Origin of the sequence: Pseudomonas sp. MYb327 (genome assembly GCF_040438925.1) — a bacterium.
Taxonomy (GTDB): Bacteria; Pseudomonadota; Gammaproteobacteria; order Pseudomonadales; family Pseudomonadaceae; genus Aquipseudomonas.
On record NZ_CP159258.1, the window covers coordinates 1867253 to 1892978 of the forward strand.

At 59.1% G+C, this 25726-nt stretch carries 22 protein-coding genes and 1 pseudogene; 8 read left to right on the forward strand and 15 right to left on the reverse strand.

Annotated elements, in window-relative coordinates; genetic code table 11:
• Positions 1–70: 70 nt before the first annotated feature.
• The gene (locus tag ABVN21_RS08370) at positions 71–1789 is read right to left on the reverse strand and encodes an AMP-binding protein (RefSeq protein WP_339555756.1); all 1719 of its coding nucleotides are present in this window, start codon (positions 1787–1789) and stop codon (positions 71–73) included.
• 205 nt (positions 1790–1994) lie between these two features.
• Positions 1995–3038, reverse strand: coding sequence for an AraC family transcriptional regulator ligand-binding domain-containing protein (locus tag ABVN21_RS08375; protein ID WP_339555755.1), 1044 nt, complete (start codon positions 3036–3038; stop codon positions 1995–1997).
• Between the two features lie 317 nt (positions 3039–3355).
• Here ABVN21_RS08375 and ABVN21_RS08380 point away from each other — a divergent pair, with 317 nt between their 5' ends.
• The 4 genes from ABVN21_RS08380 (at position 3356) to ABVN21_RS08395 (ending at position 10017) form a co-directional block, all read left to right on the forward strand.
• Complete coding sequence (locus ABVN21_RS08380) at positions 3356–5194, forward strand: DUF1302 domain-containing protein (RefSeq protein WP_339555754.1); 1839 nt, start codon at positions 3356–3358, stop codon at positions 5192–5194.
• A 22-nt stretch (positions 5195–5216) separates the two neighbouring features.
• Positions 5217–6572 (forward strand): DUF1329 domain-containing protein, encoded by a 1356-nt coding sequence (locus ABVN21_RS08385; protein ID WP_339555753.1) that lies wholly within the window; start codon positions 5217–5219, stop codon positions 6570–6572.
• Between the two features lie 71 nt (positions 6573–6643).
• Complete coding sequence (locus ABVN21_RS08390) at positions 6644–7612, forward strand: YCF48-related protein (RefSeq protein WP_339555752.1); 969 nt, start codon at positions 6644–6646, stop codon at positions 7610–7612.
• Positions 7609–10017, forward strand: coding sequence for an efflux RND transporter permease subunit (locus ABVN21_RS08395; RefSeq protein ID WP_339555751.1), 2409 nt, complete (start codon positions 7609–7611; stop codon positions 10015–10017). Before ABVN21_RS08390 ends, ABVN21_RS08395 begins: the two co-directional genes overlap by 4 nt.
• 246 nt (positions 10018–10263) lie before the next feature.
• Here the strand turns inward: ABVN21_RS08395 and ABVN21_RS08400 are convergent, their stop codons facing one another.
• The 11 genes from ABVN21_RS08400 to ABVN21_RS08450 all read right to left on the reverse strand — a co-directional run bounded on the left by ABVN21_RS08400 (position 10264) and on the right by ABVN21_RS08450 (position 21256).
• Positions 10264–11157: a LysR family transcriptional regulator gene (locus ABVN21_RS08400; protein WP_339555750.1), complete on the reverse strand. Its 894-nt coding sequence runs from the start codon at positions 11155–11157 to the stop codon at positions 10264–10266.
• Between the two features lie 82 nt (positions 11158–11239).
• Entirely contained in the window at positions 11240–12295 is a 1056-nt protein-coding gene (locus ABVN21_RS08405) for an alpha/beta hydrolase (protein ID WP_339555749.1), read from the reverse strand.
• Between the two features lie 49 nt (positions 12296–12344).
• Positions 12345–13289 carry an alpha/beta fold hydrolase gene (locus ABVN21_RS08410; RefSeq protein ID WP_339555770.1) on the reverse strand — a complete coding sequence of 315 codons (945 nt, stop codon included), beginning with the start codon at positions 13287–13289 and terminating at the stop codon, positions 12345–12347.
• Positions 13290–13416: 127 nt separating this feature from the next.
• The gene (locus ABVN21_RS08415; RefSeq protein WP_339555748.1) at positions 13417–14190 is read right to left on the reverse strand and encodes a carboxymuconolactone decarboxylase family protein; all 774 of its coding nucleotides are present in this window, start codon (positions 14188–14190) and stop codon (positions 13417–13419) included.
• A 229-nt stretch (positions 14191–14419) separates the two neighbouring features.
• Entirely contained in the window at positions 14420–14887 is a 468-nt protein-coding gene (locus ABVN21_RS08420) for a cupin domain-containing protein (RefSeq protein WP_339555747.1), read from the reverse strand.
• A gap of 59 nt (positions 14888–14946) precedes the next feature.
• Complete coding sequence (locus ABVN21_RS08425) at positions 14947–15939, reverse strand: aldo/keto reductase (protein WP_339555746.1); 993 nt, start codon at positions 15937–15939, stop codon at positions 14947–14949.
• 25 nt (positions 15940–15964) lie between these two features.
• Positions 15965–16555, reverse strand: a complete 591-nt coding sequence (locus tag ABVN21_RS08430; RefSeq protein ID WP_339555745.1) for a flavodoxin — start codon at positions 16553–16555, stop codon at positions 15965–15967.
• Positions 16552–17541, reverse strand: coding sequence for an aldo/keto reductase (locus ABVN21_RS08435; protein ID WP_339555744.1), 990 nt, complete (start codon positions 17539–17541; stop codon positions 16552–16554). Before ABVN21_RS08435 ends, ABVN21_RS08430 begins: the two co-directional genes overlap by 4 nt.
• 464 nt (positions 17542–18005) lie before the next feature.
• Positions 18006–19055 carry a DMT family transporter gene (locus tag ABVN21_RS08440; protein WP_339555743.1) on the reverse strand — a complete coding sequence of 350 codons (1050 nt, stop codon included), beginning with the start codon at positions 19053–19055 and terminating at the stop codon, positions 18006–18008.
• Positions 19056–19250: 195 nt separating this feature from the next.
• Positions 19251–19724, reverse strand: coding sequence for an LEA type 2 family protein (locus ABVN21_RS08445; RefSeq protein WP_339555742.1), 474 nt, complete (start codon positions 19722–19724; stop codon positions 19251–19253).
• 59 nt (positions 19725–19783) lie between these two features.
• The gene (locus ABVN21_RS08450; protein ID WP_339555741.1) at positions 19784–21256 is read right to left on the reverse strand and encodes a nucleobase:cation symporter-2 family protein; all 1473 of its coding nucleotides are present in this window, start codon (positions 21254–21256) and stop codon (positions 19784–19786) included.
• 178 nt (positions 21257–21434) lie between these two features.
• Between ABVN21_RS08450 and ABVN21_RS08455 the strand changes: the two are divergent.
• Positions 21435–21540 (forward strand): annotated as a pseudogene (locus tag ABVN21_RS08455) (arginase family protein); the annotation flags it as partial.
• 65 nt (positions 21541–21605) lie between these two features.
• On the opposite strand, the gene ABVN21_RS08460 reads toward ABVN21_RS08455, so the two are convergent.
• Positions 21606–22658, reverse strand: coding sequence for an aldo/keto reductase (locus ABVN21_RS08460; protein WP_339555740.1), 1053 nt, complete (start codon positions 22656–22658; stop codon positions 21606–21608).
• Between the two features lie 169 nt (positions 22659–22827).
• Between ABVN21_RS08460 and zapE the strand changes: the two genes are divergently transcribed.
• From zapE to ABVN21_RS08475, 3 genes are all read left to right on the forward strand, one after another.
• The gene (gene zapE / locus ABVN21_RS08465; protein ID WP_339555769.1) at positions 22828–23946 is read left to right on the forward strand and encodes a cell division protein ZapE; all 1119 of its coding nucleotides are present in this window, start codon (positions 22828–22830) and stop codon (positions 23944–23946) included.
• A gap of 19 nt (positions 23947–23965) precedes the next feature.
• Positions 23966–24547 carry a DinB family protein gene (locus tag ABVN21_RS08470; protein ID WP_339555739.1) on the forward strand — a complete coding sequence of 194 codons (582 nt, stop codon included), beginning with the start codon at positions 23966–23968 and terminating at the stop codon, positions 24545–24547.
• A gap of 108 nt (positions 24548–24655) precedes the next feature.
• Positions 24656–25147, forward strand: a complete 492-nt coding sequence (locus tag ABVN21_RS08475; protein ID WP_339555738.1) for a GNAT family N-acetyltransferase — start codon at positions 24656–24658, stop codon at positions 25145–25147.
• A 55-nt stretch (positions 25148–25202) separates the two neighbouring features.
• Here ABVN21_RS08475 and ABVN21_RS08480 read toward each other — a convergent pair whose 3' ends face one another.
• Complete coding sequence (locus ABVN21_RS08480; protein WP_339555737.1) at positions 25203–25418, reverse strand: hypothetical protein; 216 nt, start codon at positions 25416–25418, stop codon at positions 25203–25205.
• Between the last annotated feature and the right edge of the window lie 308 nt (positions 25419–25726).

Below are 25726 nucleotides of genomic sequence, written 5' to 3' on the forward strand. Positions count from 1 at the left end.
CAAAAAGCCTGCTCGAGAAGACGATCGAACATATGCGGGCAGGCTCGCTCTTGCATTAGTTCAGGTGCACTTACTGCACGGCATGCACACCCATCCCCAAACGCTGAGCCTGCTCGGCACACCAGCTCTGATGTTCAAGCGGTACGCTATCGAGATTGAGCACCAGGCTGCCATCAGCGTGCTGATTAACCTCTACGGTCAGCTCATTGCCGCACCGCTGCCTGGCAAGTTCGTTGTAAACGTAGGCTGCCGCTACCTCGCGTAAGCGATGCTTGATGATCTTGCCCACCGCTGTGATCGGCAGTGCGTCGACCAGGAAGATCTGTTTCGGGCAGGCGGGGCGTTCGGCGATATTATCGAAGGCGTACTGGCGCAGTTCGTCAATGCTGGCCACGCAGCCCTGTCGTAGCTGTACGAACACCACTGGCAGCTCACCAGCATATTCATCGGGCATGCCGACGGCAGCCGCCAGTGACACCTGCGGATGGGATTCCAGGCAGTTCTCTATCAGAGCCGGGTCGATATTGTGGCCGCTGCGTATGATCAGATCCTTGGCCCTGCCGGTGATAAAGAGGTTGCCCTGATCGTCCAGGCGGCCCAGGTCGCCGGTGCGTAGCCAGCCATCGTCGAGTGGGCTTTCAGTTTGTCCGAGATAGCCAGGGAACACCGTCGGCCCGCGCACACAGATCTCGCCACTCTCGGCAATACGCACCTGCATTGCACCGCTCACGTGCCCGGCGCTGCCTGGAATGGAAGGGCAACGCAGATTAGGCAAGGTAATGACGCCGGCCGCCTCGGTCATGCCGTAGGCCTGGTACAGATTCAGCCCGGTGGTCTCTCGCAGTTTTTCGCAGAGCGCTGCTGGCACCGGCGCGCCACCGGAAATCATGAAACGCAAGGAGCTGATGTCATGGTTGCCAACGGGGATGTCGAGCATGGCTGCCACCGAGGTTGGGATGCCGCCACTGATAGTGATGCCGTAGTGCTCGACCAGTTGCCAGTGACGCTGGATCACCTCGCGATTGCGGAATCCGGAAAGCGTCGGCAGCAGCATGCGCAAGCCACTCGCCATACCGCCCAGGCTGTTTACCAAGGCACCGGCGACGTGGAAGAGCGGCAAGCCGTTGAGTGCTACGTCAGTCGAGCTGGCTTCCATGCAGCGCACATAGGCGTGCGCTGCCGCGACCTGGTTGGCGTGGGTGTGGCAGGCGATCTTGGGCAGCCCTGTGGTGCCGCCGGTGTGGAAGTAAGCCGCGATGTCATCGGCCTGCGGTTGAAGCACAGGCTCCAATTCGGCATCGCTATAGTCTGGGAGCAATGCGTCAAAAAAGTACTCGCCTCCAGGCGCCAGCACCGCAATGCATTTGGGCCGGTGTGGCAGCCGTTGGGCCACGCTCAGGGTCTTCTGCCACAGATCGGAACCTGGCGTCGGCCCAGGTACGAACATCAACTCTGTCTTTGCCTTGAGCATCAAGTTGTACAGCGCGTCCTCACTGAGCAGCGGGTTGATCGGGTTGGCAACCCCTACGCTGGCAGCGGCCCAGAGCAAATACTGGCTTTGCGGAATGTTCGGCAACAGCATCGAGACCACCGGTCTACGGGTGCCCGCGAGGTCCAGAAGCAGGCGCGCTGAACGGTTGATATTGGCCAGTAGTTCGTTATAGCTGACGTGCTGTTCCTGCAGGGGTTCCAGGTTGCTGAGGTAGGTCAGCGCGGTGTGATCGCCATAAGTGTTGGCCGACGCCTGGAAGAGTTCATACACCGTTTTCGCACAAGGTGGGGTGATCATGCTGCAGTCCTGTGGTTTCTTGTTTTTCCCATTGTGGGCAGGACAGATGAAGGGGGGCATTAACAATTGTTAAGAAAAAAAGAGCGCTCAGTGTGTGCTGGCGCTCTCAAGGAGGAGTTGCGTCATCTGACGTGCAGCCCGAAGGGGCGTTGTTCAGACATCGTCATTGTTCACTGGCATCAAGGCAAATACCGTTCAATTGGCGTCAGGTTTTTGATAATTGGCGCCGTCGCTGCGGGTTACCTGGCTTATCGACTAACTGCTTGCGCCATTCCCGGGGACTTTGCCCATACCAGCGCTGGAATGCACGAGTGAATGCGCTTTGATCGCCGTAGCCGAGCAAGTCGGCCAATTGCGAAATTTTGATCGTCGAGTCCTGCAGATAGTGACAAGCCATGGTTTGTCGGGTTTCCGACAGCAATTCCTGAAAGCTGATGCCTTCGAGTTCCAGCTGACGCTGCAATTTGCGCGTGCTGATCTTCATGAAGGTGGCGATGTACTCGAGGGTCGCGTGGCCGTCCGGCATGAAGTTACGAATGAGCCGCTGGACCAGCGCCGGCAGCTCCTGGACGGACATCTGAGCCTGGTGATCAAGGTGCTGCCGTATGAGCCTGTGCAGGGCCGGATCGGCCGACTCCAACGGGATATCGAGCAAGCCGGCATCGAACATGTACCCGTTGTAAGTGGTATTGAAACTGGGGGACATGCCAATGACGCGCCGATACTGCGCAGGTTCGGCGACCGGGGTGTGCCGGATCAGAAACGACTGGGGTTGCCAGCGCTTGCCGAGCAGTGTGCGCATCAACTGCATGCCAACGCCCAATGCAAGCTCCGAACCCTGGCGATAGCCCGCGATTGACGTGTCGGTGATGGTGTAGGTGAGGATCGCGTGCTTGCCTTTTTCGTCGATAGCGACTTGGCCCGCACCCGAATGAATGTGGTAGTACGCGGTCAGTTCCGACAGCGCTTCACGGACATCCCTGGCGTTGTTCAACAGGTAGAGCAGGGAGCCGAAGACGTTGACCCCCTGGGCCACTCCATACTGCAGGGCGAACAACCGGTTCCCGGTTTCCAGTTCGCACAGCACCATCAAATCCAGCAGTTTGCTGTAGGAAATCAGGCTGTCGGGAAGTTGTTCCAGGTCCCGCGGCAAGCCGGCCCGCTGGAGCATTTTTTCAGGGTTCAGGCCCTGTTTCGCGGCGAACTCAGAGAAGTTGGCCAGCGCCGTGGCTCGCACGAAATCGATCATGGGCAGATTTTTTCTTTGTTGTTATGGGCGCGACAGCTGACGTGTCGGTGCTGCTGCTTTGTCGCGTATTGAAGGTATGAGGGCGTGAAAAGTCAAATTTGCCACCGCCGCTGAGAATCGTCTTCCCTTCATTTTTTGCCTTGCAGCACGGCGAGACAAACGTTCCGCGTTCTGCGTGAAAAGACAAACTTATGTCATGAATTATCAAGTTCTGTTTTTTCTTCTTCGCATAATCGACACAACAATAAGGCTCTGCCGGCGTTCGTGGATTGCTCCACGCAAGGCTGGCAAAAGGGCAATTCCCATAGAGATCTGCGATGCCAAACAACAACAATAAGCGTCTTTCCCGTTTGAATCCGTTGGCAGTTGCCATCGCACTGTCCACCGCCAGCAGTGCACAGGCCGTTACTTTCGAAGTCGGTGACGAGTGGCAAGGGGAGTGGAACACCACGCTGACCGTGGGTTCGCAGTGGCGCGCCGAAGATGCGGATAACAAGCTTTATTCTGGTGCCAACGGACGTTCCGTGGGCAAGCAGGGCGGTCTTTCCAATCGCAGCGATGCGGGCAACTTGAACTATGACAAGGGCGACCGGTTCTCCAGCATTGGCAAGTTCGTGACCGATGTGTCGTTGCGCAATGGCGACCTGGGTGGCCTGGTGCGAGTGAAGGGCTGGTATGACCAGGCCCTGGCCGATGAAGACGTCAACCTTGGCAGCATTTCCAACGGCTACAAAAAGGACGCGCCACTGTCTGACCGCGGCTACGAAGACTTGCAGAAGTACAAGGGCGTGTACCTGCTCGATGCCTATGTCTACGACACGTTCTATATCGATCAGTCACCCTTGCAGGTGCGCCTGGGTCGCCAAGTCGTGAACTGGGGCGAGAGCTTGTACATCCAGGGCCTGAACCAGATTAACCCCCTTGATGTTCCGGCCCTGCGACGTCCCGGCACCGAGCTCAAGGAAGCGCTGATTCCGGTCTGGATGGGCTATTTCAACCTCGGTCTGCCGGCGGGCATTTCCATGGAAGGCTTCTACCAGCTCAAGTATGAGAACACGGCCGTGGAAGGCTGTGGCCATTACTGGTCGGTGGCCGAAACGGTGATCGCACGCGATCCTGGCAGCTGCGATGTCGGCGTCACCCTGGGCGATCCGAACGCGCTGTCTTCGGCAGAAGCGATCAACGCCGGTGCCTACCTGCCACTGAACAAGGGCAAGGAACCCAAGGACGGTGGCCAATGGGGTCTGGCGTTCCGCATTCCCGTCGATGCACTGGATGGCGAGCTGGGTGTTTATTACATGAACTACCACTCGCGCACGCCATACCTGGCGATCCGCAACGACGCGTCGCGCGTACCGGATGAATTCTCCGGAGCACCGGCCGGTGGCGCATTCGGCGGCACGGGCCCGAGTTGGGAATACCCCGAAGATATCCGCCTGTACGGCGTGAGCTTTACCACAACCGTCAAGGGCTGGTCGCTGGCCGGTGAATTGAGTCACTCGCCGAACCAACCGGTGCAACTCAACGGTGCCGATCTGCTCAATGGCGCATTGGGTGGCGTCGGTCCGCTGGCCGAGCTGCAACAAGCGGTGCTCGGACAGCGCGCGGCACTGACAGAGGGCTGGAATCGCTTCGAGAAAACCCAGCTGCAATTCAACGCGGTGAACCTGTTTCCCAATGTGCTGGGTGCGGACAACCTGACGGTCGTTGGCGAAGTGGGCTTCCAATGGAACAACGTGCCGGACTTCAAGGACAACGAACGTTATGGCCGCGCCTTCATATTTGACATGGGCGCCGCGCCAAGCACTGGCGCCTTGGGTGCACTGGGCAACGCCCAACCCGATGGTGCGAAGAATGATGGTTATGTCACCGACTTCTCCTGGGGTTATCGCCTGCGCGGGCAGCTGGACTACTCCAACTTCCTGGGCACTTCGGTGACCGCTTCGCCGTTCGCCTACCTCGGTCAGGATGTGGAAGGTGTCTCCATGGACGGGCAATTCAACGAAGGCCGCCTGACCGAAAGCGTCGGTGTGAGCTTCGACTACAACAAGCAACACAAAGTCGAAATGAGCTACGTCACCTTCGACAACAGTGCCGAATACGACCCGATGCGCGACCACGACTTCTTCGCGGCCAGTTACAGCTACAGCTTCTAACAAGAATAAAAGGTAATCAAAAATGAAAATATCGACCCGGGGCGTGCTTCTGTCCGCCCTTGCCAGTGCAATCATGTTCAGTTTGAGCGGCCCGGTCACGGCCAAAATCACTGCCGATGAAGCCGCACGATTGGGTGCTGATCTCACCCCATTGGGTGGCGAGATGAAGGGCAACACCGACGGCAGCATTCCGGCGTACACCGGTGGTCTGGCGCAGCCGCCAGCCGGCTGGGCGGCGGACAAGGGCTACACCGATCCGTTCGCTTCGGAAAAACCGCTGTTCACCATCACCGCGCAGAACCTTGGGCAGTACAAAGACAAGGTAACGCCGGGCATGCAGGCGCTATTCGCCAAGCACCCCAACTATCAAATGCCGGTTTACCCGACCCATCGCACCGCCACCGTTCCGGCCGATATCGCGGCCAGGGTCAAGGCCGATGCGGTGACTGCCGAGCTCAGTGGCTTCGGGCTGGTCAATCTCAACGGCACGACCACGCCATTCCCGATTCCCAAGAACGGTTTGGAAGCGATTTGGAACCACACCGTGCGCTATCTTGGCGGTGGTTTGGAACGTACCTACAGCTCGTTCCCGGTGCGCCCCAGCGGCGATTTCTATGACGTGAGGATCCTTGAAAATCGCGTCTTCGACAGCAACATGGACCAGCAGTCACCTAATCGTCTGCTCAACTACACCGCGCGCTTCCTGTCGCCTGCAACCTTGGCCGGCACGATCCAGCTGGTGCAGGAACCGATCGATCAGGTCAAGGAAGTGCGTTCGGCCTGGATCTATAACGTGGGCCAGCGTCGCGTTCGCCGCGCACCGGACCTGGCGTATGACAACGTCAACGATGGCACCGAAGGCTTGCGCGTCACCGACGACTTCGACGCCTTCAACGGTGCACCGGATCGCTTTGACTGGAAGCTGGTCGGCAAGAAAGAAATGTATGTGCCTTACAACGACTACAAACTGGGCAACAAGCAGATCTCGTACAAAGACATCCTGACCCCGGGGACTCCCAATACCGATCTGATGCGTTATGAGCTGCACCGCGTCTGGGTCGTGGAGGCAACCTTGCGACCGGATGCCAAGCACGTCTACGGCAAGCGTTCGTTCTACCTGGACGAGGATTCCTGGTCCGTTCTGGCCACCGATGCTTATGACACTCGTGGCTCGCTCTGGCGTGTCGGCGTGCATCCTCTGATCCAGTATTACGATGCCCAGGTGCCCTGGTATGCCGCCAATATCTGGCATGACCTGAGCAACGGCAGCTACTACATGTCCGGCCTTTCGAACCAGGAAAAATCCCCCTGGAAGTTCGGCACCAAAGGTCGCTTCGTTGACTTCCAGGCCGATGCGCTGCGCCGCCTGGGGCGTTGACTCCTGAGCCCGCGCGGTGCCGAGCTGCCGCGCGGGTCATTTCGATTTTCCCTACAGTGGATACTTTCCTTATGTTGTCTCATCGCCTGCCTTCACTGGCGCTAGCACTGTGGGCGATCGCCGCGTTACCGGCGGCCTTTGCCCAGTCTCCCGTCCTCGACTATCCCGTCGCTGCCGACAAGGTGTTCCTGCTTGACCTGGAAAAGGTTGGCGAACGCCTCGTGGCCGTGGGCGAGCGGGGCGTGGTGGTGTACTCCGACGATCAGGGCCAGCAATGGCACAGCCTGCGCACACCCGTTACGCGCACGCTGACCGCACTGGCCTTTGCCAATGCGCGAGACGGCGCAGCGGTGGGGCATGGCGGCGCACTCCTGCACTCGGATGACGGCGGGTTGAGTTGGCAGGCGGTGGAAGCCGATACCGGTGGCGAGTCTTTGCTGGGAGTGGCTTCGATCGGTGAGCAGAAGATGCTGGCGTGGGGCGCTTTCGGCCTGTTCCTGGAGTCCAGCGACGGCGGCGCGAGCTGGCAACGGCGGATGATTCTGGGTGACGATTTCGATCGACACATTGCCCAAATCCTCAAGGTCGAAGGGCAACTTTTTCTCGTGGGTGAGAGCGGCACCCTGGCTCATTCGCTGGATCAAGGGCAAACCTGGGAAACTCTGGACAGCCCCTACGAGGGCAGTTTTTTCGGTGCCCTGCAAACCCGTTCCGGCGCGTTGCTGGCGTACGGCATGCGCGGCAATGTCTGGCGCTCGACGGACAAGGGGCAGAGTTGGAGCAAGGTTGAGACTGGCACCACCCTGGGCATCAATGGCGGGCTGCAACTTGATTCCGGCCGCATTCTGGCGTTGGGTAACGGCGGGCTTGTGCTCACCAGCGACGACGACGGGGTGAGCTTCCAGACCTTGAACGGTTCGAGCAAAGCGAGCCTTGCTCAAGGCGTACAACTGACAAATGGCCAGACGCTGGCCGTGGGGGATCAGGGCATCAAGTCATTGACCACTCTCGTATTGCTGCAAGAGAGCGTGAAGTTATGAGCCGGTATGAAATCCTCAACGATGTCGAACACCTCAATCGCAAGGACTTTTCCCGTGGGCTGGTGGGCAAGGTTTCCTATTGGATTTTCCATCAGCGCAAGCCGCTGCTGGCACTCTTTATCCTGTTGACCCTGGGGCTGGGCTATAGCGCGTCGCACCTCAAAGTCGAGGCCGGCTTCCTCAAGATGATTCCACTGCACCATGAGTACATGGGCACCTTCCTCAAGTACCAGAAAGATTTCGGTGGGGCGAACAAGATCCTGATCGCGGTGAAGAACAGCAAGGGCGAGGTCTTTGCGCCGGAGTCCATGAACGTGTTGCGCAAGGTCTCCGACGAGGTGTTCTTCCTCAACGGCGTGGAGCGTAGCTCGGTCACTTCGTTGTTCACCTCGAACGTGCGCTACACCGAAGTGGTGGAGGAGGGCTTCACCGGGGGGAATCTGGTGGCATCCGATTATGCCGGGCGCCCCGAACAACTGGCGCAGGTGCGTGAGCGCACGCTCAAGTCCGACTGGATCGGGCGCATCGTTTCCAACGACTTGTCGTCGGCCATGGTGGTTGCCACCTTGCAGGAAACCGACCCGGCGACGGGCGAACGACTGGACTTGCAGCAAGTCGCGGCGCAACTGGAGAAAATCCGCCAGGACAACCAGACCGGCGACATCAGTATTCACGTCATTGGCTTTGCCAAATCCATCGGTGACATCGCCGAAGGTGCTTCGGGCGTATTGTTGTTTTTCGTGGCGGCCTTCGTGATCACCGCCGTGCTGCTGTTCTGGTACTGCGGATCGCTGATGCTGACTGGCTGGGCATTGATCTGCGCGGTCATTCCGGTGGTTTGGCTGCTCGGCATCCTGCCACTGGTGGGCCTGGGCCTGGACCCGATGTCGATTCTGGTACCGTTCCTGATCTTCTCCATCGGTGTATCCCACGCAGTGCAGATGACCAATGCCTGGAAGCTGGAAACCTTGGCCGGCGCGGATGGCGTAACGGCTTCGCGTAACTGCTTCCAGAAACTGTTCATCCCCGGAGCCGTGGCTTTGCTCGCCAACGCCCTGGGTTTCGTAGTGATTGCCCTGGTCGACATCGAGATGGTGCGGGAGCTGGCCATCACCGCCACCCTTGGCGTCTCGGTGATGATCATCACCAATAAAATGTTGTTGCCGATTCTGTTGTCGTTCATGCGCCTTTCGGCGGCCGATGCGCTCAAGCTGCGTGGCAAGGAAACCATGGGACTGCGGCTGTGGGAGCACCTGGGTAAACTGGCGACGCGACGCGGCAGCCTGGTCGCTTTGTTGATCGCAGCGCTGCTGCTGGTGGGTGGGCTATACCAGGCCAGAAACCTGCATGTCGGTGACCTGGGCGCGGGTGTGCCGGAGTTGCGGGAAAATTCGCGCTACAACCAGGACGTGGCCACGATCACCAGCCACTTCGCCACCGGTGTCGATCTGCTACAGGTCATCGTCAAGGCCAAGGGCGATGAAACGCCTTGTGTGAAGCGCGAAGTGCTGGCGCCGCTGGAGGAGTTCGAAGTGTATTTGCGTCAGGATGACGGCGTGGCTTCCGTGCGTAGTCTGAGCGCATTCGTCAATAACATCACCCAGGCCTATGCCGAAACCGACTTGAAATGGCGCGTGCTGCCAGAACAGGTGCCGCAGATCGCCCAGGGCATCGGCTTCGCCACCCGCAGCGGCACCGAATACATGAACAGTGCCTGCAATGCCATTCCGGTGTCGATCTACACCAAGGATCACCAGGCCGGCACCATCAGCGAACTGATGACGCGGATCAAGGCGTTCAAGGCGAGCTACGACAGCGACGACATCACCTTCGAACTGGCATCGGGCAACGTCGGCGTGATGGCGGCGACCAACGAAGTGGTGCATGCCGCCGATAAAGTGGTCAATAGTGCCCTGTTTGCATCGGTTGCGCTGTTATGCCTGTGGATGTTCCGCTCCTGGCGCGTCACGCTGTGCATCATCCTGCCGCTGGCGTTGGTGACGGTACTGTGCAACGCGCTGATGGCGACGCTGGGCATTGGCCTGAAGGTCAATACGCTGCCGGTCGTAGCGCTGGGAGTCGGGGTGGGTGTCGACTATGGCATCTACCTGTTCGAGCGCATCAAACACGAAATGCACGAACGCAGTCTGAGCCTGGAGCAAGCGTTCGTCGAAGCGCTGAAACAACGCGGCACGGCCTCCGTATTCACCGCCGTGACCATGACGTTGTCAGTGGCAACCTGGGCGTTCTCAGCACTGAAGTTCCAGGCCGACATGGGCATCCTGCTGGCTTTCATGTTCCTCGTGAACATGTTCGGCGCGATTCTGTTGCTGCCGGCGTTGGCTGCATGGATGCTGAAACCGCAGCGATCACTCAATTCGGTCGTGGAGCAACGGAATAATTGACGTAACTGGCAGTCTTTATCGGCTGCCTTACTTAAAATCTTGACCCAACGCGCTCTTTTGGTTGAGTGAGTCACCAATCTGAAAGTGCACTGACCGTCCACTATTGGCCGATTTCTACCTGTTGCGAGCGGCGAGAGTCGACCCATTGCAGCCGTTCGTCGACGACTGCAATCGATCCAAAGCATCTGCTTAATCGCGGGTTTGTGAGGCGGGGGTATAAATTGAGACGGCTTGATGGTCGATGACTCATCGCTTGTAGAGCAACGCTTCAACTACAACGCCAAACGCTGATGAATGTTCACGGCGATTGGGGTAATAGAGATGGTAACCGGCAAAGGGTTGGCACCAGTCTTCCAACACTCGCACAAGGCTTCCCTCGGTAATCTCCTTGGCAACCATATCTTCCGGAAGGAAACCCAACCCACATCCCGCAACGGCGGCACGCAGAATCGGCACGCTGCTGTTGAACGTCCATTGTCCTTCAACGCGCGCCTTGAGTTCGTGACCATCCTTTTCAAAATCCCATTGCATCAGGCTTCCATGGGTGGGCAGGCGCAGATTGATGCAATTGTGTGCGGCCAGATCACCCGGCACCTTCGGCACTGGGCGCTGTTTGAAATACTCGGGTGAGCCCACGACCGCGATGCGCAAGGACGGCCCGATAGGAACGGCGATCATATCCTTGGCCACTTGGTCCCCAAGCCGTACCCCTGCGTCATAGCGCTGAGCGACGATGTCGGAGAGTGCGTAGTCGACGGTGATTTCGACCTTGATGTCCGGATAGTCGGGAAGCACCTTCAGCAACTTGGGCCAGAGAATATTGTTGGCTGCATGTTCGGATGCTTGAATCCGCACGTTCCCTGCCGGGGTGTCACGAAACTCGCTGACCGCTGCCAGTTCGAGTTCAATCTCTTCGAACCTCGGCGCCATGGATTGATATAACCGTTGACCGGCTTCGGTAGGGGATACGCTACGGGTGGTTCGGGTCAGCAGACGAACCCCGAGTCGCGTCTCAAGGGCACGTAGAGTATGGCTTAGCGCAGACTGCGAGACGCCCAGCTGCGCCGCAGCGCGGGTGAAGCTGCCTTCGCGGGTAATGATCACAAAGGCTTGCAGATCGTTGAGATTGGCGCGTGACATTGATGAGAGCCTCTCATGGGGATCGCGTAATTATTCCATGTAAGCAGGTTCCGCATGGATACGCGATCCCCCGAACAGCCCATCAAAGGGTTCGTGCGTAGAACGTTGTCAGCTTGCCCATTGCCGCGTCGACATAACGCGGGACCCAGTAGGTTTCGATGTGGGTGGCGCCGTCGATGATGAACAATTCCTTGTCCTTGGTGCCGGTGGCCTTGGGAAATGCATCCTGGGTCATGTACAGGCTGTCAGCCTTGCTGCCGGCGATCATCAGCAATGGCTGATTGATCAACTCAATCTGATTGGTCGCGTCAAAACGCATCAGGTCCAACAGGCTGCTGGTGGTGTACTTGAACGTTGAGTTCGGGTGCGCGTGGGTCTTCCAGTAGTACTCGTAGCCCTGGCGATACAGCTCGAAGGGCAGCTTGGCGATCTGCTCGTCGGTGAGGTTGGCGTCACCCGAATAGAGCACAGCACCGCCGGCCGCCTCCTGAGCGCGCGCAGCGGAAGCCTGTTGCAGGCGTTGCTGAACGCTGTCCAGTTGCGAGTCGTTGTAGCCGTTGCGACGCACCCGACCGGAGTTGAACATGCTGATGGTTGCCAGCGATTTGAAGCGTTTGTCGGTTTGCGCGACGGCCAACGAATAGCCACCGCCGCCGCAGATCCCGAGCAAGCCCAGGCGCGTGCTATCGACGCCCGCATATTGGCTGATGAAGTCTGCCATGCCATGGATGTCTTCGATGCGATACGCCGGCTTGTCGATGCTGCGAGGCTGTCCGCCACTTGCGCCCTGGTAGGCCGCATCGGCGGTGATCGTGATGTAGCCCTGTTCGGCCAGGCGCTGGGCGTACAGTCCGGCGACCTGCTCTTTGACGCCACCGTTCGGATGCGCGACCACAACGGTCGGGTAGACCTTCTTCGCATCGTAGTTGGCCGGGGTGTAAACGTTGGCGGCGATGTCCAGGCCATTGAGCTTGTAGCTGACCGGATGGATGTTGACCTTGCCCGGCTCGTTGCTGGTCAAGGCGCCGTCGTACGCCAGGGTGAACGGGTTCTTTTTGTAGTCCGCAGCGCCAGCTTCGCCCGCAGTGAGACCGACCAGCGCCGACATGAGCGTGGCTTTGAGAAAGGTGTTTTTCACGTGAAGCTCCTGAGTAATCTAAAGGGCGGCAGTGCTATCGGGAGAGGGGTCAATCCAGCTGTTTTTCTTTGAGGAATTTCGACACCAGGTCGGCGATCTGCACGTTGTTCAAGTCCGACATGGGGAAGTGGGTATTGCCGTTGATGCCAATCTCCGGCAAGTGGATCAGTCGCACGTCGCCCCCATGCCGATTGACCGCATCACGCCATAGCCGGGCCATCTTCAGGCGGGCGCGCCAACTGTCCTGGGCGGGCAGGTCGACGGCCTGTTCCGGGATGTTGTCGCCGTAGAGGATCAGGATCGGAATGCGCGTGAGCGCCATGAACTGATCAATCGGCACGGCCGCACCCTGCACCGTGTCGAAGGCACTGGGGATCGGCGCGGGCACCTCACCCTGCGGGAAGACAAAGCTGCTGCCCGGCTCGAAGGCGACAATGGCCTTGACCTTGTCATTCTTGATCGCGGTCAGCCAACCCGGCCCGCCACCTTGCGAGTGCGTGAACAGAATGCTCGGGCCGATTTTGTCAAAGACCGCCGACACACCATCAGACACCACACCCATGTCGAACGGCCCGGTGTTCGGTGTCATTGCCCGGAAGAATTGCTCGCGCGTCTGTGCATCCTTGGCTACTTGCACACCGTTGAAATAGTTGGGCCACAAGCCGATGCGAAACTGGTTGAACCACAGTTGTTCGTCCGGCGTCGGTTTGACCGTCGCCTCGACCATGCTACGGCCGGCATCGCCACGTCGCGGCTGGTCGATCAGGTACACACCGAAATGGCGGCGCAGGAAAATGGTCTGGAAACCTTCGCGGCCATCGGCGGTGGTTTCCCAAGTCTTGGAGAACTGGCCTGCGCCATGCCACATGACGATTGGTAGTTTCCGGGCGTCGACCGGCATTTGGTAGAAGGTGTAGGCATGGTCACCGTGATAGGTCTGGCCATCCGGAGCCATCGGTTTGCGCGGGTTGAACGTACCCGGCGCAGTGGTCATCGTTCCACCGGCGGCGAAGCTGCCTTGTGCCTGAATCAGTAAAGGGCCTGAGCCATCGGGCTGGTTCGCACAAGCTGCCAACAGGCTGAGCAGGGTGATGCAGAGCAAGTATTTTGCAGATTTCATGTCATTTCCCCGACGCAGCAAGTGCCTGGTTCAGCGCTGTGTTTGCACGTTCGGCAGTCTGTGCATCTCCGTGCTTTTTCAACTGCTCGGTGACTTGACGCAATTGCGTTGCGCTGAGCCCGACGCGCAGGCTCGCCAGCATGTGCGAACGCAATTGCGATTCCACCCCCGGCGTCGCCGCCAGCGCTCCGACGGTCGCCAGTTCGCGGCTTTGCCAGTCGAGGTTGTCGCGCTCGAAGATGTCGCCGAATAGGTGGGTTTGCAGAAACCGGTTGATTACCGGGGCGAACTCGAACACCGGCCCTTTGACCGGGCCACCGGAAATCTTCGTTTGATTGGCCGTGCCGGCCGCCAACAGCTCATCACCGATTGGAATCGCCCGGCCCGGCTCACGCCCCGGCGCATCGTCGATGCCGCGTTGTTTGCGCGCCTGCACCACGGTCATCAGCTCATTCAAGGCATTAAGGCTGCGCGGGAAGCCGACGTAGGCGTAGAGCTGCACCAGAATTTCCCGCGCTTCGCTGATAGTCAGGCCGGCGTCGAGGCCTTGATTGAGGGCTACGTTGAGGTTGGGCATGTCGCTGGTCGCCATAAACGCTGCGATCAGGGGAATCGCCTGCTGTTGGCTCGACAGTGTTTCTGCACTGGCTTGTGTGCGGGTCATGGTTTGCGATGCCTCGGCTGCTGGAGCGGTAACACTGAACATCACCCCAAGGCTCAGACAGAGCGCCATCAGCGCGGGATGGGGGCGGGACTTGCTTGCGTCAGGGGTCATCGTGAAAGGCTCCGTGCATTGCGGGGTCGCTGCGGTGTCACTGGATCGTACGGAGGACGGTTGTGGCGATTAACCCCGATATTGCGCAAGGACTCCTGAGCAGAACTCATGAGTCGTTTTTACGATTGCCGCTGAAAACCTGGCGACCCCGCTTAAACACGGGGGCTGGAGGTTTTTTGACTGCTCACCGCGAGGGTGTCGCGCTACGATTTCGACACATTCCGTAACTTCATTTACCGGCGTATTGCGCCTCCGAGACTTTCTCTGCCCAGGTGACAGTCTCGCCGTCCTCGGCTTCGGCAATCGCAATGTGAGTCATGCCGTTACTGGCGGTGGCACCATGCCAGTGACGGGTGTGCGGCGGAATCCAGACAATGTCGCCCGGGCGGATTTCCTGACGCGGCCCACCTTCTTGCTGCACGTAGCCAACCCCGGCGGTGACGATCAGCGTTTGCCCCAATGGATGGCTGTGCCAAGCGGTGCGCGCGCCGGGCTCGAAGGTCACCGTGCCGCCGCCGATGCGCGCCGGCGGGTCCCCCTTGAACAGTCCATCAACGCGTACGGTACCGGTGAAGTTTTCCGCCGCGCCCTTGATCGAGGGCTGAGCGCCATTCTGGGTGATGCAAATTTCGCTGGCGGCCTGGGTTTCTGCGCTCAACAGCGACAAGGCAACGAGCGGTGCGATCAATCGGTTCATCGAATGAACTCCGGTCAGGTAGTGAAGCTGCTCCGAGCCCGGAGCTGCGGGGGTAAGGCTCAGAGCCCGGTCATCTTCAGCGCCGATTCCGGCAGGCGTTCACCGTGCACCTGGATCTGCGCCATCTGCTCATTGATCACGCACAGATCATCGCCGGTCAGTTCCAGTTCTACCGCGCCCAGGTTCTCTTCCAGTCGGTGTTGTTTGGTCGTGCCCGGGATCGGCACGATCCATGGTTTCTGCGCCAGCAACCAGGCCAGCGCGACTTGTGCAGGCGTCGCCTGCTTGCGCTCGGCAACGGCCTTTACCACGCCGACCAACGCCAGGTTGGCTTTGCGCGCTTCAGGTGAAAAACGCGGGACAAAATTGCGGAAGTCGCTGGCGTCAAACTGGGTGTGCTCATCGATCTGACCCGTGAGGAAGCCAGCGCCGAGTGGACTGAACGGCACGAAGCCGATACCCAGTTCCTCCAGTACGCCAAGCAGTTCATGTTCCGGGCCACGCCAGAACAGCGAATACTCGCTTTGCACCGCCGTTACCGGTTGCACGGCGTGTGCCTGGCGGATGGTTTGCACACCGGCCTCGGACAGGCCGAAATGCTTGACCTTGCCCTCGGCGATCAGCTCCTTGACGGTGCCGGCAACGTCTTCGATCGGCACCTGCGGATCAACGCGATGCTGATAAAACAGGTCGATGCAATCGGTGCGCAACCGCTTCAATGACGCCTCTGCCACGGCGCGGATATGCTCGGGTCGGCTATTGGTGCCGCCGCCTCGTGCGCCGGTGACCAGGTCAATATCGAAACCGAATTTGCTGGCGATGACCACCTGTTCGCGGATCGGTTGCAAGGCTTCGCCCAACAACTCTTCATTGGCGAATGGGCCATACGCCTCGGCGGTGTCAAACAAGGTGATACCTTGCTCATGGGCCGAGCGAACCAGCTTGATCATGCTCGGTTTGTCGGCGGCCGGGCCGTAGGCGGAGGTCATGCTCATGCAGCCGAGGCCCATTGCGGAAACTTCCAGGCCGTTGCCCAGCGTGCGGGTTTTCATGGTGCTTCTCCAATCCAGAAATCGATTAGCGCGTGTGAGGGTGATCGCTCAGCCAGCCATTCACGCGCTCCATGGTCTTTCGCTCTTGCTCACCCTCCATCACAAATCCTTCCATCACCTTAGCCTTGGGCGCGTGCTTTTCGAGGATGCTGCGGCTATTGCCCAAGCCGTAACCACCGTGGGTGTTGAAGGGGATGAGGGTTTTGCCAGTCAGGTCGTGGGCGCTCAGAAAAGCACGCACAATCGGCGGGGTGGTCTCACCCCAGATCGGAAAGCCGAGATAAATCGTGTCGTAGTCGCTCAGAGCGTGAACCTTGCTTTCCAGCTCGGGCTCGAAGCCGCTGTCGCGCTCCTGACGCGCCTGCTCCACGGTTTGCAGGTAGTCCTCGGGATAGGCTTTGGCCGGACGGATCTCGAACAGGTCGGCACCCAATCCGCGCTGGATGAGCCCGGCAACCACGCGGGTATTGCCGGAGCGGGAAAAGTACGCGACCAGAATTCGCGAGCCTGAACGTGGTATTTCGCTGGCGGTTTGCGTGTCGGCGAGTGACAGCAACGGGGCGCTCGCCAGTGCGGCGATGACCGTGCGCCGTAGAGGATCGTGATCGTTATTCATCGCCCGACGCGCGCCTTGAGGGCCTCGGGATAACGCTCGCCTTCGATGCGGATCTGCGCCAGTGCGGTGTCAATGGCCTGGAGTTCGCCCGCGTCGAGGGTGATATCCGCGCCGCTAAGGTTTTCTTCAAGGCGATGCAATTTGGTCGTCCCGGGAATCGGCACAATCCACGGTGCCTGCGCGAGCAACCAGGCCAGCGCGATCTGCGCCGGGGTCGCTTTTTTTTGCGCGGCTATCTGGCGGATCAACACCACCAACCCTTGATTGGCTTGCAGTGCCGACTGGCTGAAGCGCGGCACGATGCTGCGAAAATCGTCGCTGCCGTATGTGGTGTCGGCCTCTACTGTGCCGGTGAGAAAACCCTTGCCCAGTGGGCTGAACGGCACGAAGCCGATCCCCAGCTCCTTGAGCGTCGGCAGGATTTCCTGCTCAGGCTCACGCCACCACAATGAGTATTCGCTTTGCAGCGCCGTGACTGGCTGCACAGCATGAGCACGGCGAATGGTTTGCGCGCCGGCTTCCGAAAGGCCGAAGTGCTTGACCTTGCCTTCCCCAATCAGATCTCTCACTACACCGGCGACGTCTTCAATCGGTACGTCCGGGTCAACCCGATGCTGGTAAAGCAAATCGATGAAGTCGGTCTTAAGTCGGCGCAATGAGCCTTCGACGGCGAGTCGAATGTGCTCAGGGCGACTATTTAGAATCTGCTGTTTATTGTCGGCACCGAAGGTGAAGCCGAACTTGGTGGCGATGACCACTTGATCGCGAACTGGCGCCAATGCCTCACCCACCACTTGCTCGTTCAGGTACGGACCGTAAACCTCGGCGGTATCGAAGAACGTAACGCCTCGGTCAACCGCCGAACGGATCAGCGTAATGGCTTGTTGTATGTCAGTCGACGGGCCGTAGCCATGGCTCAGGCCCATGCAACCCAAGCCCAGGGCTGACACTTCGAGTGAACTGTTTCCAAGTGTGCGCTTGTGCATTTCGATCTCCCGACGTTTGCGTTGGGAAACAGTAAGCCAGCTAACGAGTGGCGACTAGACGGTTAGATCGGCAAGGGTTCATGAGGTCTGCTCATCAGTCCCAGAAGAGCGGGAGGTGCCGACTTGCCTTAATGGACGCCCAAGCGCTCTTAGCCAGGACGTACTCAGTTCCCCATGCAGAATTCGTTCTGGCACAGAATCAGGCTTAACGTTCGCGTTCGATAGTAAATAATCGGCCGTCCGCTTTTGGCCGATTCCTACCTGTCGTGACCGGCTGAAAACGACCCGAAGCAGACATTTCTCTTGAGTGTTGTATTGCCTTCGCAACCATAAAACGGTTGACTGACAGTTCCACTAAAAAAGCAAAAACCCAGCACTAGATTGGGCTTCGGTGCGAGTGGGATTCTTCACATTTGTGGAGGGCAGTTGTGTGCTGCGCCCTGGCCCGTACGCCACCTATACACTCAATGATCATGTCTGTGGTGTGCGTCGGGGAAGTGCGGATGGCTGTGGGTCATGGGCTCGTGTCGATGCCAATGTTGGTGCTTGGTGCCAAGCGCGACGGGTTCATCGTGCTCATGTTGGTGGTGTTCGTCGTGTACATGCTCGTGCTCATGCTGCATGGCCTCATGCCGATGTTCATGTTCATGGCGTTCTGTGAGGTGTAACCAAACGCCTAATGCCATTAGCGATCCGGCGATTAGCAGCGGTAGCGAGACGGGATCGCCCATTGCCACCGCAAGCAATGTCCCTAAGAACGGTGCTACAGAGAAGTAAGCACCCGTACGGGCGGTGCCCAGGTGACGCAAGCCTATGACGAACAACGCCAGGCTCACACCATAGGCAAGAAAGCCAACTACTAGCGCTCCCGCCAGGTTAGGCAGTGGCGGTAACGTCGCCCCCACAATAAAAGCCAGCGCCAGGTTGACCGAACCAGCGACCAAGCCTTTGACAGACGCAATCCAGGTTGCGTCCGTCAGCGACACCTTTCGGGTCAGATTGTTATCAATTCCCCAGGCAAAGCAGGCGGCCAAGACTGCGAGTGCTGGCCATAGCCCGGCGAAATGCGCTTCACTGGGCCAACTCAGAACCAGCGCGCCGGCTACGATGGCGATCATGCCCAAGGCAATATGTCGGTCAAAGTTCTCCTTGAAGGCAAACCACGCGAGCAGGGCTGTAAATACACCTTCGGCGTTAAGCAGCAGTGATGCGCCCGATGCGGGCATTCCCGTCAGCCCCACCATCAGCAATACAGGCCCAGCAACACCACCCGCTGCAATTGCGCCTGCGAACCAGAGCGCTTCATGGCGTGGCAGACTCACGCTGGGCGCGCGGCTCAGCAAGCGATATAGCGTGAGTCCAAGGCCTGAACCCAAGTAAAGCAGGCCCGCCAGCAACCAGGGACTTACGCTGTTCAACAGTAATTTCGCCAGCGGCGTTCCTGCACCGAACAGCACGGCGGCACCTAGCGCGGCCAATACGCCCGATTGTCTCAGGCCTTCCTTCCAGTTCATTTGTCCGACTCCCCGCTCAATTGTGCCCAAGCTACATCAGGTGAGAGTTTGGGAGACTGTGAGGGTTGATTCTCGTCGTTGAGGCAGGGAAACAGCAAAATTTTCCAGGTTTTGCGGGTTAAGGACGGGGTCGTGGACATATTCGAATTGACGGTGGATGAACGCGCCAAACCCGGTGTCCGCTTTCTTTAACGCTTAGCGGCTGCCGTTGGTGAGCCCGGACAGGCTGAGCTTGCCACTGTCCATGAAGCGTCGAGTGCCGAACAATCCTCCCGCCAGTTTGCCGCGCAGGATGTAAGGCATGTTGTTCAGGGTCTGCAGTTGCGTCAGGCCATAGGTTTGCCGCAACACCGAAAACGCGGACACACTGACCGGCACGCTCAACACCGTTTCCGAGTATCGGCCAATAGAACCCGATTGATCGCTGACACCGGAGGCAAAAGGATGGCCGTTGATTTCAAGGTCCAGCGCCACGCCGTTGTAATTGACGTTGGTGCCATTGGGGTTCTGCACGCGGATCTTCACTGCAAACCGGACTTCCATGTCCTGACTTTGCAGTGGCACGATATCGACCACGTTGATATTCAGCGGATCGTTATTGGGATACACCGCACAGGCGCTCAAAGCGAGCAACAGCATAGAAAGGATGACCGCGTGGACGCTGCGCATGGACGTAACTCGTAGGCAAAAGGACTGAACCGCCAGTAGCTCCGTCCTTGAGCAAGGGTCTAGCTGTTCAACTGTGCGACCACCGCGGGCGGCGTGGGTTCACCCTTGGCCGGGACATCCGGGTTTTCCATGACCTGGAGGATCGAGGCTTCCGGATCGAAATCGTCTTCTTCCAATTCGATGAATTCTTCAGGCAGGAAGATATTTAAAACGATAGCGCACAGCGCGCCGACGGTGATGGGCGATTCGAAAATGTTGTGCAGCGCCTTCGGCAGTTCTCTCAAAACTTCCGGCACAGCCGCCACGCCCAGCCCCATGCCGATGGAAATCGCCACGATCAGCATGTTGCGCCGATGCAGGCCGGCTTCGGCGAGAATCTTGATCCCGGCGACGGCGACGGTGCCGAACATCACCAGTTCGGCACCACCGAGCACTGGTTTTGGCATCAGTTGCAACACTGCGCCAATCATCGGGAAGAGCCCCAACACCACCAACAGCCCGGCGATGAAAAACGCCACATAACGGCTGGCCACGCCGGTCAACTGGATCACCCCGTTGTTCTGCGCAAACGTCACCATCGGCATGCTATTGAACACGGCGGCCATGGCCGAGTTGAGACCGTCAGCCAGCAGCCCGGATTTGATCCGGCGGATATAGATCGGGCCTTTGACTGGCTGTCGGGAAATCATCGAATTGGCGGTCAGGTCGCCGGCGGCTTCCAGCGGAGATACCAGGAAAATCACCGCCACCGGCACGAACGCGACCCAGTCGAATGAGAAACCGTACTTGAACGGCACCGGCACGCTCATCAACGGAACGGTTGGCAGGCTGGCGAAATCGACCTGGCCCATCAGCCAGGCTGCCACGTAACCGAGAGTCAGGCCGATGACGATTGCGCCGAGGCGCAGGAACGGCACATCCACCCGGTTCAGCACCACGATGGTCCCGAGCACCAGCGCCGCCAGACCCAGATGGCTGGCCGCGCCGAGGTCGGTGGCGCCGAAACCGCCGGCGATGTCAGTCATGGCGACCTTGATCAGCGACAAACCCATGAGCGTGATGATGGTGCCGGTCACCACGGGGGTGATCAGCATGCGCAGCTTGCCGATGAATTGGCTCAACACCACTTCGATGAACGCCGCAAAGAAGCACACACCGAAAATCGTCGAGAGGATTTCGTCGGTGCCACCACCCCGGGCCTTGACCATGAAACCGGCACTGAGGATGACGCTGATGAACGAAAAACTGGTGCCTTGCAGACACAGCAGGCCGGAACCCACCGGACCGAAACGCCGCGCCTGCACGAAGGTGCCCAGACCCGAAACGAACAACGCCATGCTGATCAGGTAAGGGATTTCGCTTTGCAGGCCCAAGGCGCTGCCCATGATCAGCGTCGGCGTGATGATGCCAACGAAACTGGCGAGCACGTGCTGCAGGGCGGCGAACACCGTCGCGGTCAGGTGCGGACGGTCGTTGAGGCCGTAGATCAGGTCGTTGTGGCGCGGGGCAGGGGGTTTTTCAGAGGCGGTCATGATTGTGTGCGGGCCAGAAGGCGGGCCGGGGGGCAGAAAATGGAGGCGCAGGATGCCAGCAGTGTGAATTGAGAGCAATGATTGGAGAGGCTGCACAAACTCTGTGGCGAGGGGGAGCTCGCTCCCGCCCCGCTGCGCCCCCCCCCCCGGCACCTGGGCGCGATGGCGGGCCAGGTGAATTTCACTGGTCCACGTCGACGCCCGCAGCGACACCTGGCCGGACCCAAGAGGGCAGCCGCATCGACCACGGCACCCTGTTCTGGCATGCGGCGAAGGAAGGTGTCGAAGCCATTCGCGCACCCACCCCTTCAAGTCTGAACATGCAAGCTGGGTTGCCCGCGACGCTTTTTCAGGCGACAGGAATTCTTGGCAGATCCAGGGTCACGCCACCACTGAACCGCGCAAACGACCCTTCAATCGACTCGTGAGGCACGCCTTTCGCCACCTCGCTGACACCATCCAGGCGCGCCAGTTGCTCCGCACTCAGCTGCACATTCAATGCACCCAGCGTCGCATCCAGTTGTTCGCGGGTGCGCGAGCCGAGGATCGGAATCAGCGTCGTGGTCGAGCGTATGGCTTTTTCCCGCAGCCAGGCGATGGCCACGTGGGTCGGGCTGGCGTCCAAATCTGCGGCAACCGCCAGCAGGGTGTCGAGCAGGGCGGTTTCACGGGCGCTTTTCTCGGCGTGAACCAGCATCCCCAGTTTGCTCGCACGATTATCACCTTCGCTGTTGCGGTATTTGCCGGTGAGGAAGCCGCCGCCCAATGGTGACCACAAAGTAGCGGCCAGTCCCAGCGCTTCGGCCATGGGCAGTTGCTCGCGCTCTGCGGTGCGCTCGGCCAGGCTGTATTCGACCTGAATCGCGGCAATCGGCGCAAAACCGCGCACTTCAGCCAGCAGATCGGCGCGGGCGATGCGCCACGCCGGGAAGTTCGACAATCCGGCGTAGTGAATTTTGCCGGCGCGTACCAGATCGTCGAAACCGCGAAGAATCTCTTCCATCGGCGTCACGCCGTCGCTCATGTGCGCCCAGAACAGATCCAGATGATCGGTGTTCAGTCGTTTCAAGCTTTCTTCCACGGCGCGAACCATGTTCTTGCGATTGTTGCCGGTGTGGGAGATGCCCGCTGCCGGTGTGGTGCCCAAGGTGTATTTGCTAGCGATAACCAGGTGATCGCGTTCGGCGGCGATGAACTCGCTGAGCATGGCTTCCGATTGACCGCCCTGATAACCGTTGGCGGTGTCGATGAAGTTACCGCCAGCCTCCAGGTAGCCATCAAAAATGCGCTTGGCTTCGTCACGCTCGGCGCCATGGCCCCAACCGGTGCCGAAGTTGCCGGCGCCCAATGCCAGTTCGGAAACCCGCAAACCGGTTTTACGGCCAAAGACTTTGTAATGCATGGGATGACTCCTGAAGGGAACGCTGAGGCGTGATTTAAATGTTTGGCAACATGTATTAAATATGATGCCAATAATATCCAGCGTCAAGGCGCTTTTCCCTTCGCTGAAAAGCAGGCGACTGACGGACATTTCACTGAAGGCATGGTTGAGCAGTAACATACTGCCGCGCATGAATATCGACTCTCCACTCAGCGCCTGGCAACACGCCATCGAACAAAAGGGATTCGTCCAGGACGAAGCCCAGGAGCATGCCGTCTGGGCCTTGCAGAAGTGCCACGAAGCTCTGCATGCGGGACGAACGCCAATCATGGGCGTTTACCTCTGGGGCCCGGTCGGGCGCGGCAAAACCTGGTTGATGGACCAGTTTTACCAACACCTGCGTGTACCGGCCCGGCGTCAGCACTTTCATCATTTCATGGGTTGGGTGCACCAACGCTCATTTCAGCTGACCGGTACCGCCGATCCGCTGAAGGCCTTGGCCCGCGAACTGAGCGAAGAGGTGCGGGTGCTGTGTTTCGACGAATTGTTTGTCAACGATATCGGCGACGCGATCATTCTCGGGAGGTTGTTCCAGGTGATGTTCGAGCAGGGCGTGGTGGTGGTTTGTACCTCCAATCTGCCGCCCGACCAGTTGTACGCCGACGGTTTCAATCGCGACCGCTTCATCCCGGCCATCGCCGCGATCAAGCAGCACATGCAGGTGATCGCGGTGGACGGCGGGGAAGACCATCGTCTGCACCCGGGCCAGGGCTTGCAGCGCTACTGGGTCGCTGCACCGGGACGAGCCAGTGCACTGGTTGACGTGTTCAAGGTTTTAACCCTGGGCCAAGCGGTTTCCAACGAGCCGATCAAGGTCGGGTATCGTTCGCTCGATGTGCTGCAAGCCAGCGAAAAAGTGCTGTGGTGCCGTTATGCCGATCTCTGTGAACAGCCCTTTGCCGCGATGGATTTCATGGCCCTGTGCGACACCTTCAGCGCTATTCTGTTGAGTGACGTGCCCAACCTCAGCGCGCAAAAACGGGCAGGGCGCATCGCTCGTGGCACTGAAGACGGGGCCGAGCGGGTAGAGGCCGGTGACCGCGAGTTGCCACAATTGTCAGTGCATGACGACGGTGTGCGGCGGTTCATTGCCCTGGTGGACGAGTGCTACGACCGCAAAGTGCCGCTGTACCTCGAAGCGCAAGTGCCGATGGATTCGCTCTACACCGAGGGCTACCTGGAATTTCCGTTCCGCCGTACCCTCAGTCGCCTTCAGGAGATGCAGTTGCAACGTTTCGCCGAGGCGTGAAAATCCAGGAGGAGTGAAGATGAATCAACCGTTGTCTCATCATTTGTTGACCATGGCGTACCAAAACGCTTGGGCCAATCACCGACTGGCCAAGGCCTGGTGTCAGTTGAGCCAGGATGAACTGGCAGCGCCCCGAGTCAGCTTCTTTCCCAGTCTGCGCGCCACGCTCAACCACATCCTTACCTGTGACTGGTTTTACGTGGATGCCCTTGAGCGTGAGTTGCGCGGCGATGATCCGCATCCCGAATGCTACGTGTTCTTCAAGGACGATGAGCCGTTCACCCAGGCGAGCGACCTCAAGCGTGAACAGGCCCAGGTCGACCGACGCTTGATTGCCTACTGCGAGCAAATGCGCGACGCGGACCTCGGCAGGATTGTGACGATTGCCCGCGACACGCCGCAATACGACAGCCGCTTGCGTCTGTTATCGCACCTGTTCGAGCATCAGATTCATCATCGTGGGCAAGTCCACGCCATGCTCAGTGGCACCTCAGTCAAGCCGCCGCAGCTGGATGAGTTTTTCTGCGCGGGCGAGGCGCGGCTGCGGGCAGAGGACTTTGCCGAGTTGGGATGGACCGAAGCGTTGATTTGGGGGCATTAAGATCAGAAGATTTTCAAGGGTTGTCTCCACAACCACGCTCGCGATATGTTCGCCAGCCTTCCAGCGCGAACAACGTGCTGGGACTACCTAACGTGTTTGAGGATGGAAATGGATTCCGCAGAAATTCTTGTGCTTCAGGCCAGCTACACCAATCCGGTGCATGCCGAGGCGATTGGCCTGGTATTGAACAGTTACGTCGAAGATCCAATGGGTGGCGGCCATTCCTTGCCCGCCACGGTGCTGGAACATCTGCCGGGTGAACTGGCCAAGCGGCCCCATGCGTTCAGCGTGCTGGCCTTCGTCGGCGGCGAGCCTGCCGGGCTGATCAATTGCTTCGAAGGCTTTTCGACATTTGCCTGCCGGCCGCTGGTCAACGTACACGATGTGGCGGTGGTGCCGAAATTTCGCGGTCTGGGGCTGAGCCAGCGCATGCTGCAGAAGGTCGAAGAGATCGCCCGTCAGCGCGGCTGCTGCAAAATCACCCTGGAAGTGCTCGAAGGCAATGCGGTGGCCCAAGCGTCTTACGGCAAGTTCGGCTTTGCTGCGGGTGAGTTCGATCCGGCGCACGGGCGCATGATGTTCTGGATCAAGGCGCTTTGAGCCTTTCTGTAGGAGCAAGCTTGCTCCTACAGAAAGGCAGTCAGAGGTGTAGCAATCATTTCGGTCTGTAGGATTCGGTCATTTGCGCGGTTTGATCGTCCGGGACCCGCAATTCCTTCGCCTGACTTTGCGTAATGTTGCCCAGCGCCAGTTGCTGGTTGTAGCGCAGGGTTTCGTAGTAGTACCGCATGCGTTCGGCGCCGCCTTCGGCAAAGGCGCTGGCGGAACCGAATGTCATCAGGGCAGCGAGGATCAACGTGGTGCGTTTCATGGTGTGCCTCCCACTACAGCGGTCGGATGCCTTTCGTCCATGAACCAATGAATCGAAGTCGAGCGCACATTATCCGCCGATTCCGTTAAATGTGAATGAATAACCCTCGGTGTTTGCGGTCGAGGCTCACGGGCACCGTGCGCGGATCGCCCGACTATGCCAATTCACCGCGGCAACCACGGTCAATGCGGATTTCAGCCTGCCAATAACAACTGTGGGAGCGAGCCTGCTCGCAATAGCGGTGTAACAGTCAATATCAATACTGACTGTGCCGACGCTATCGCGAGCAGGCTCGCTCCCACAGGTTT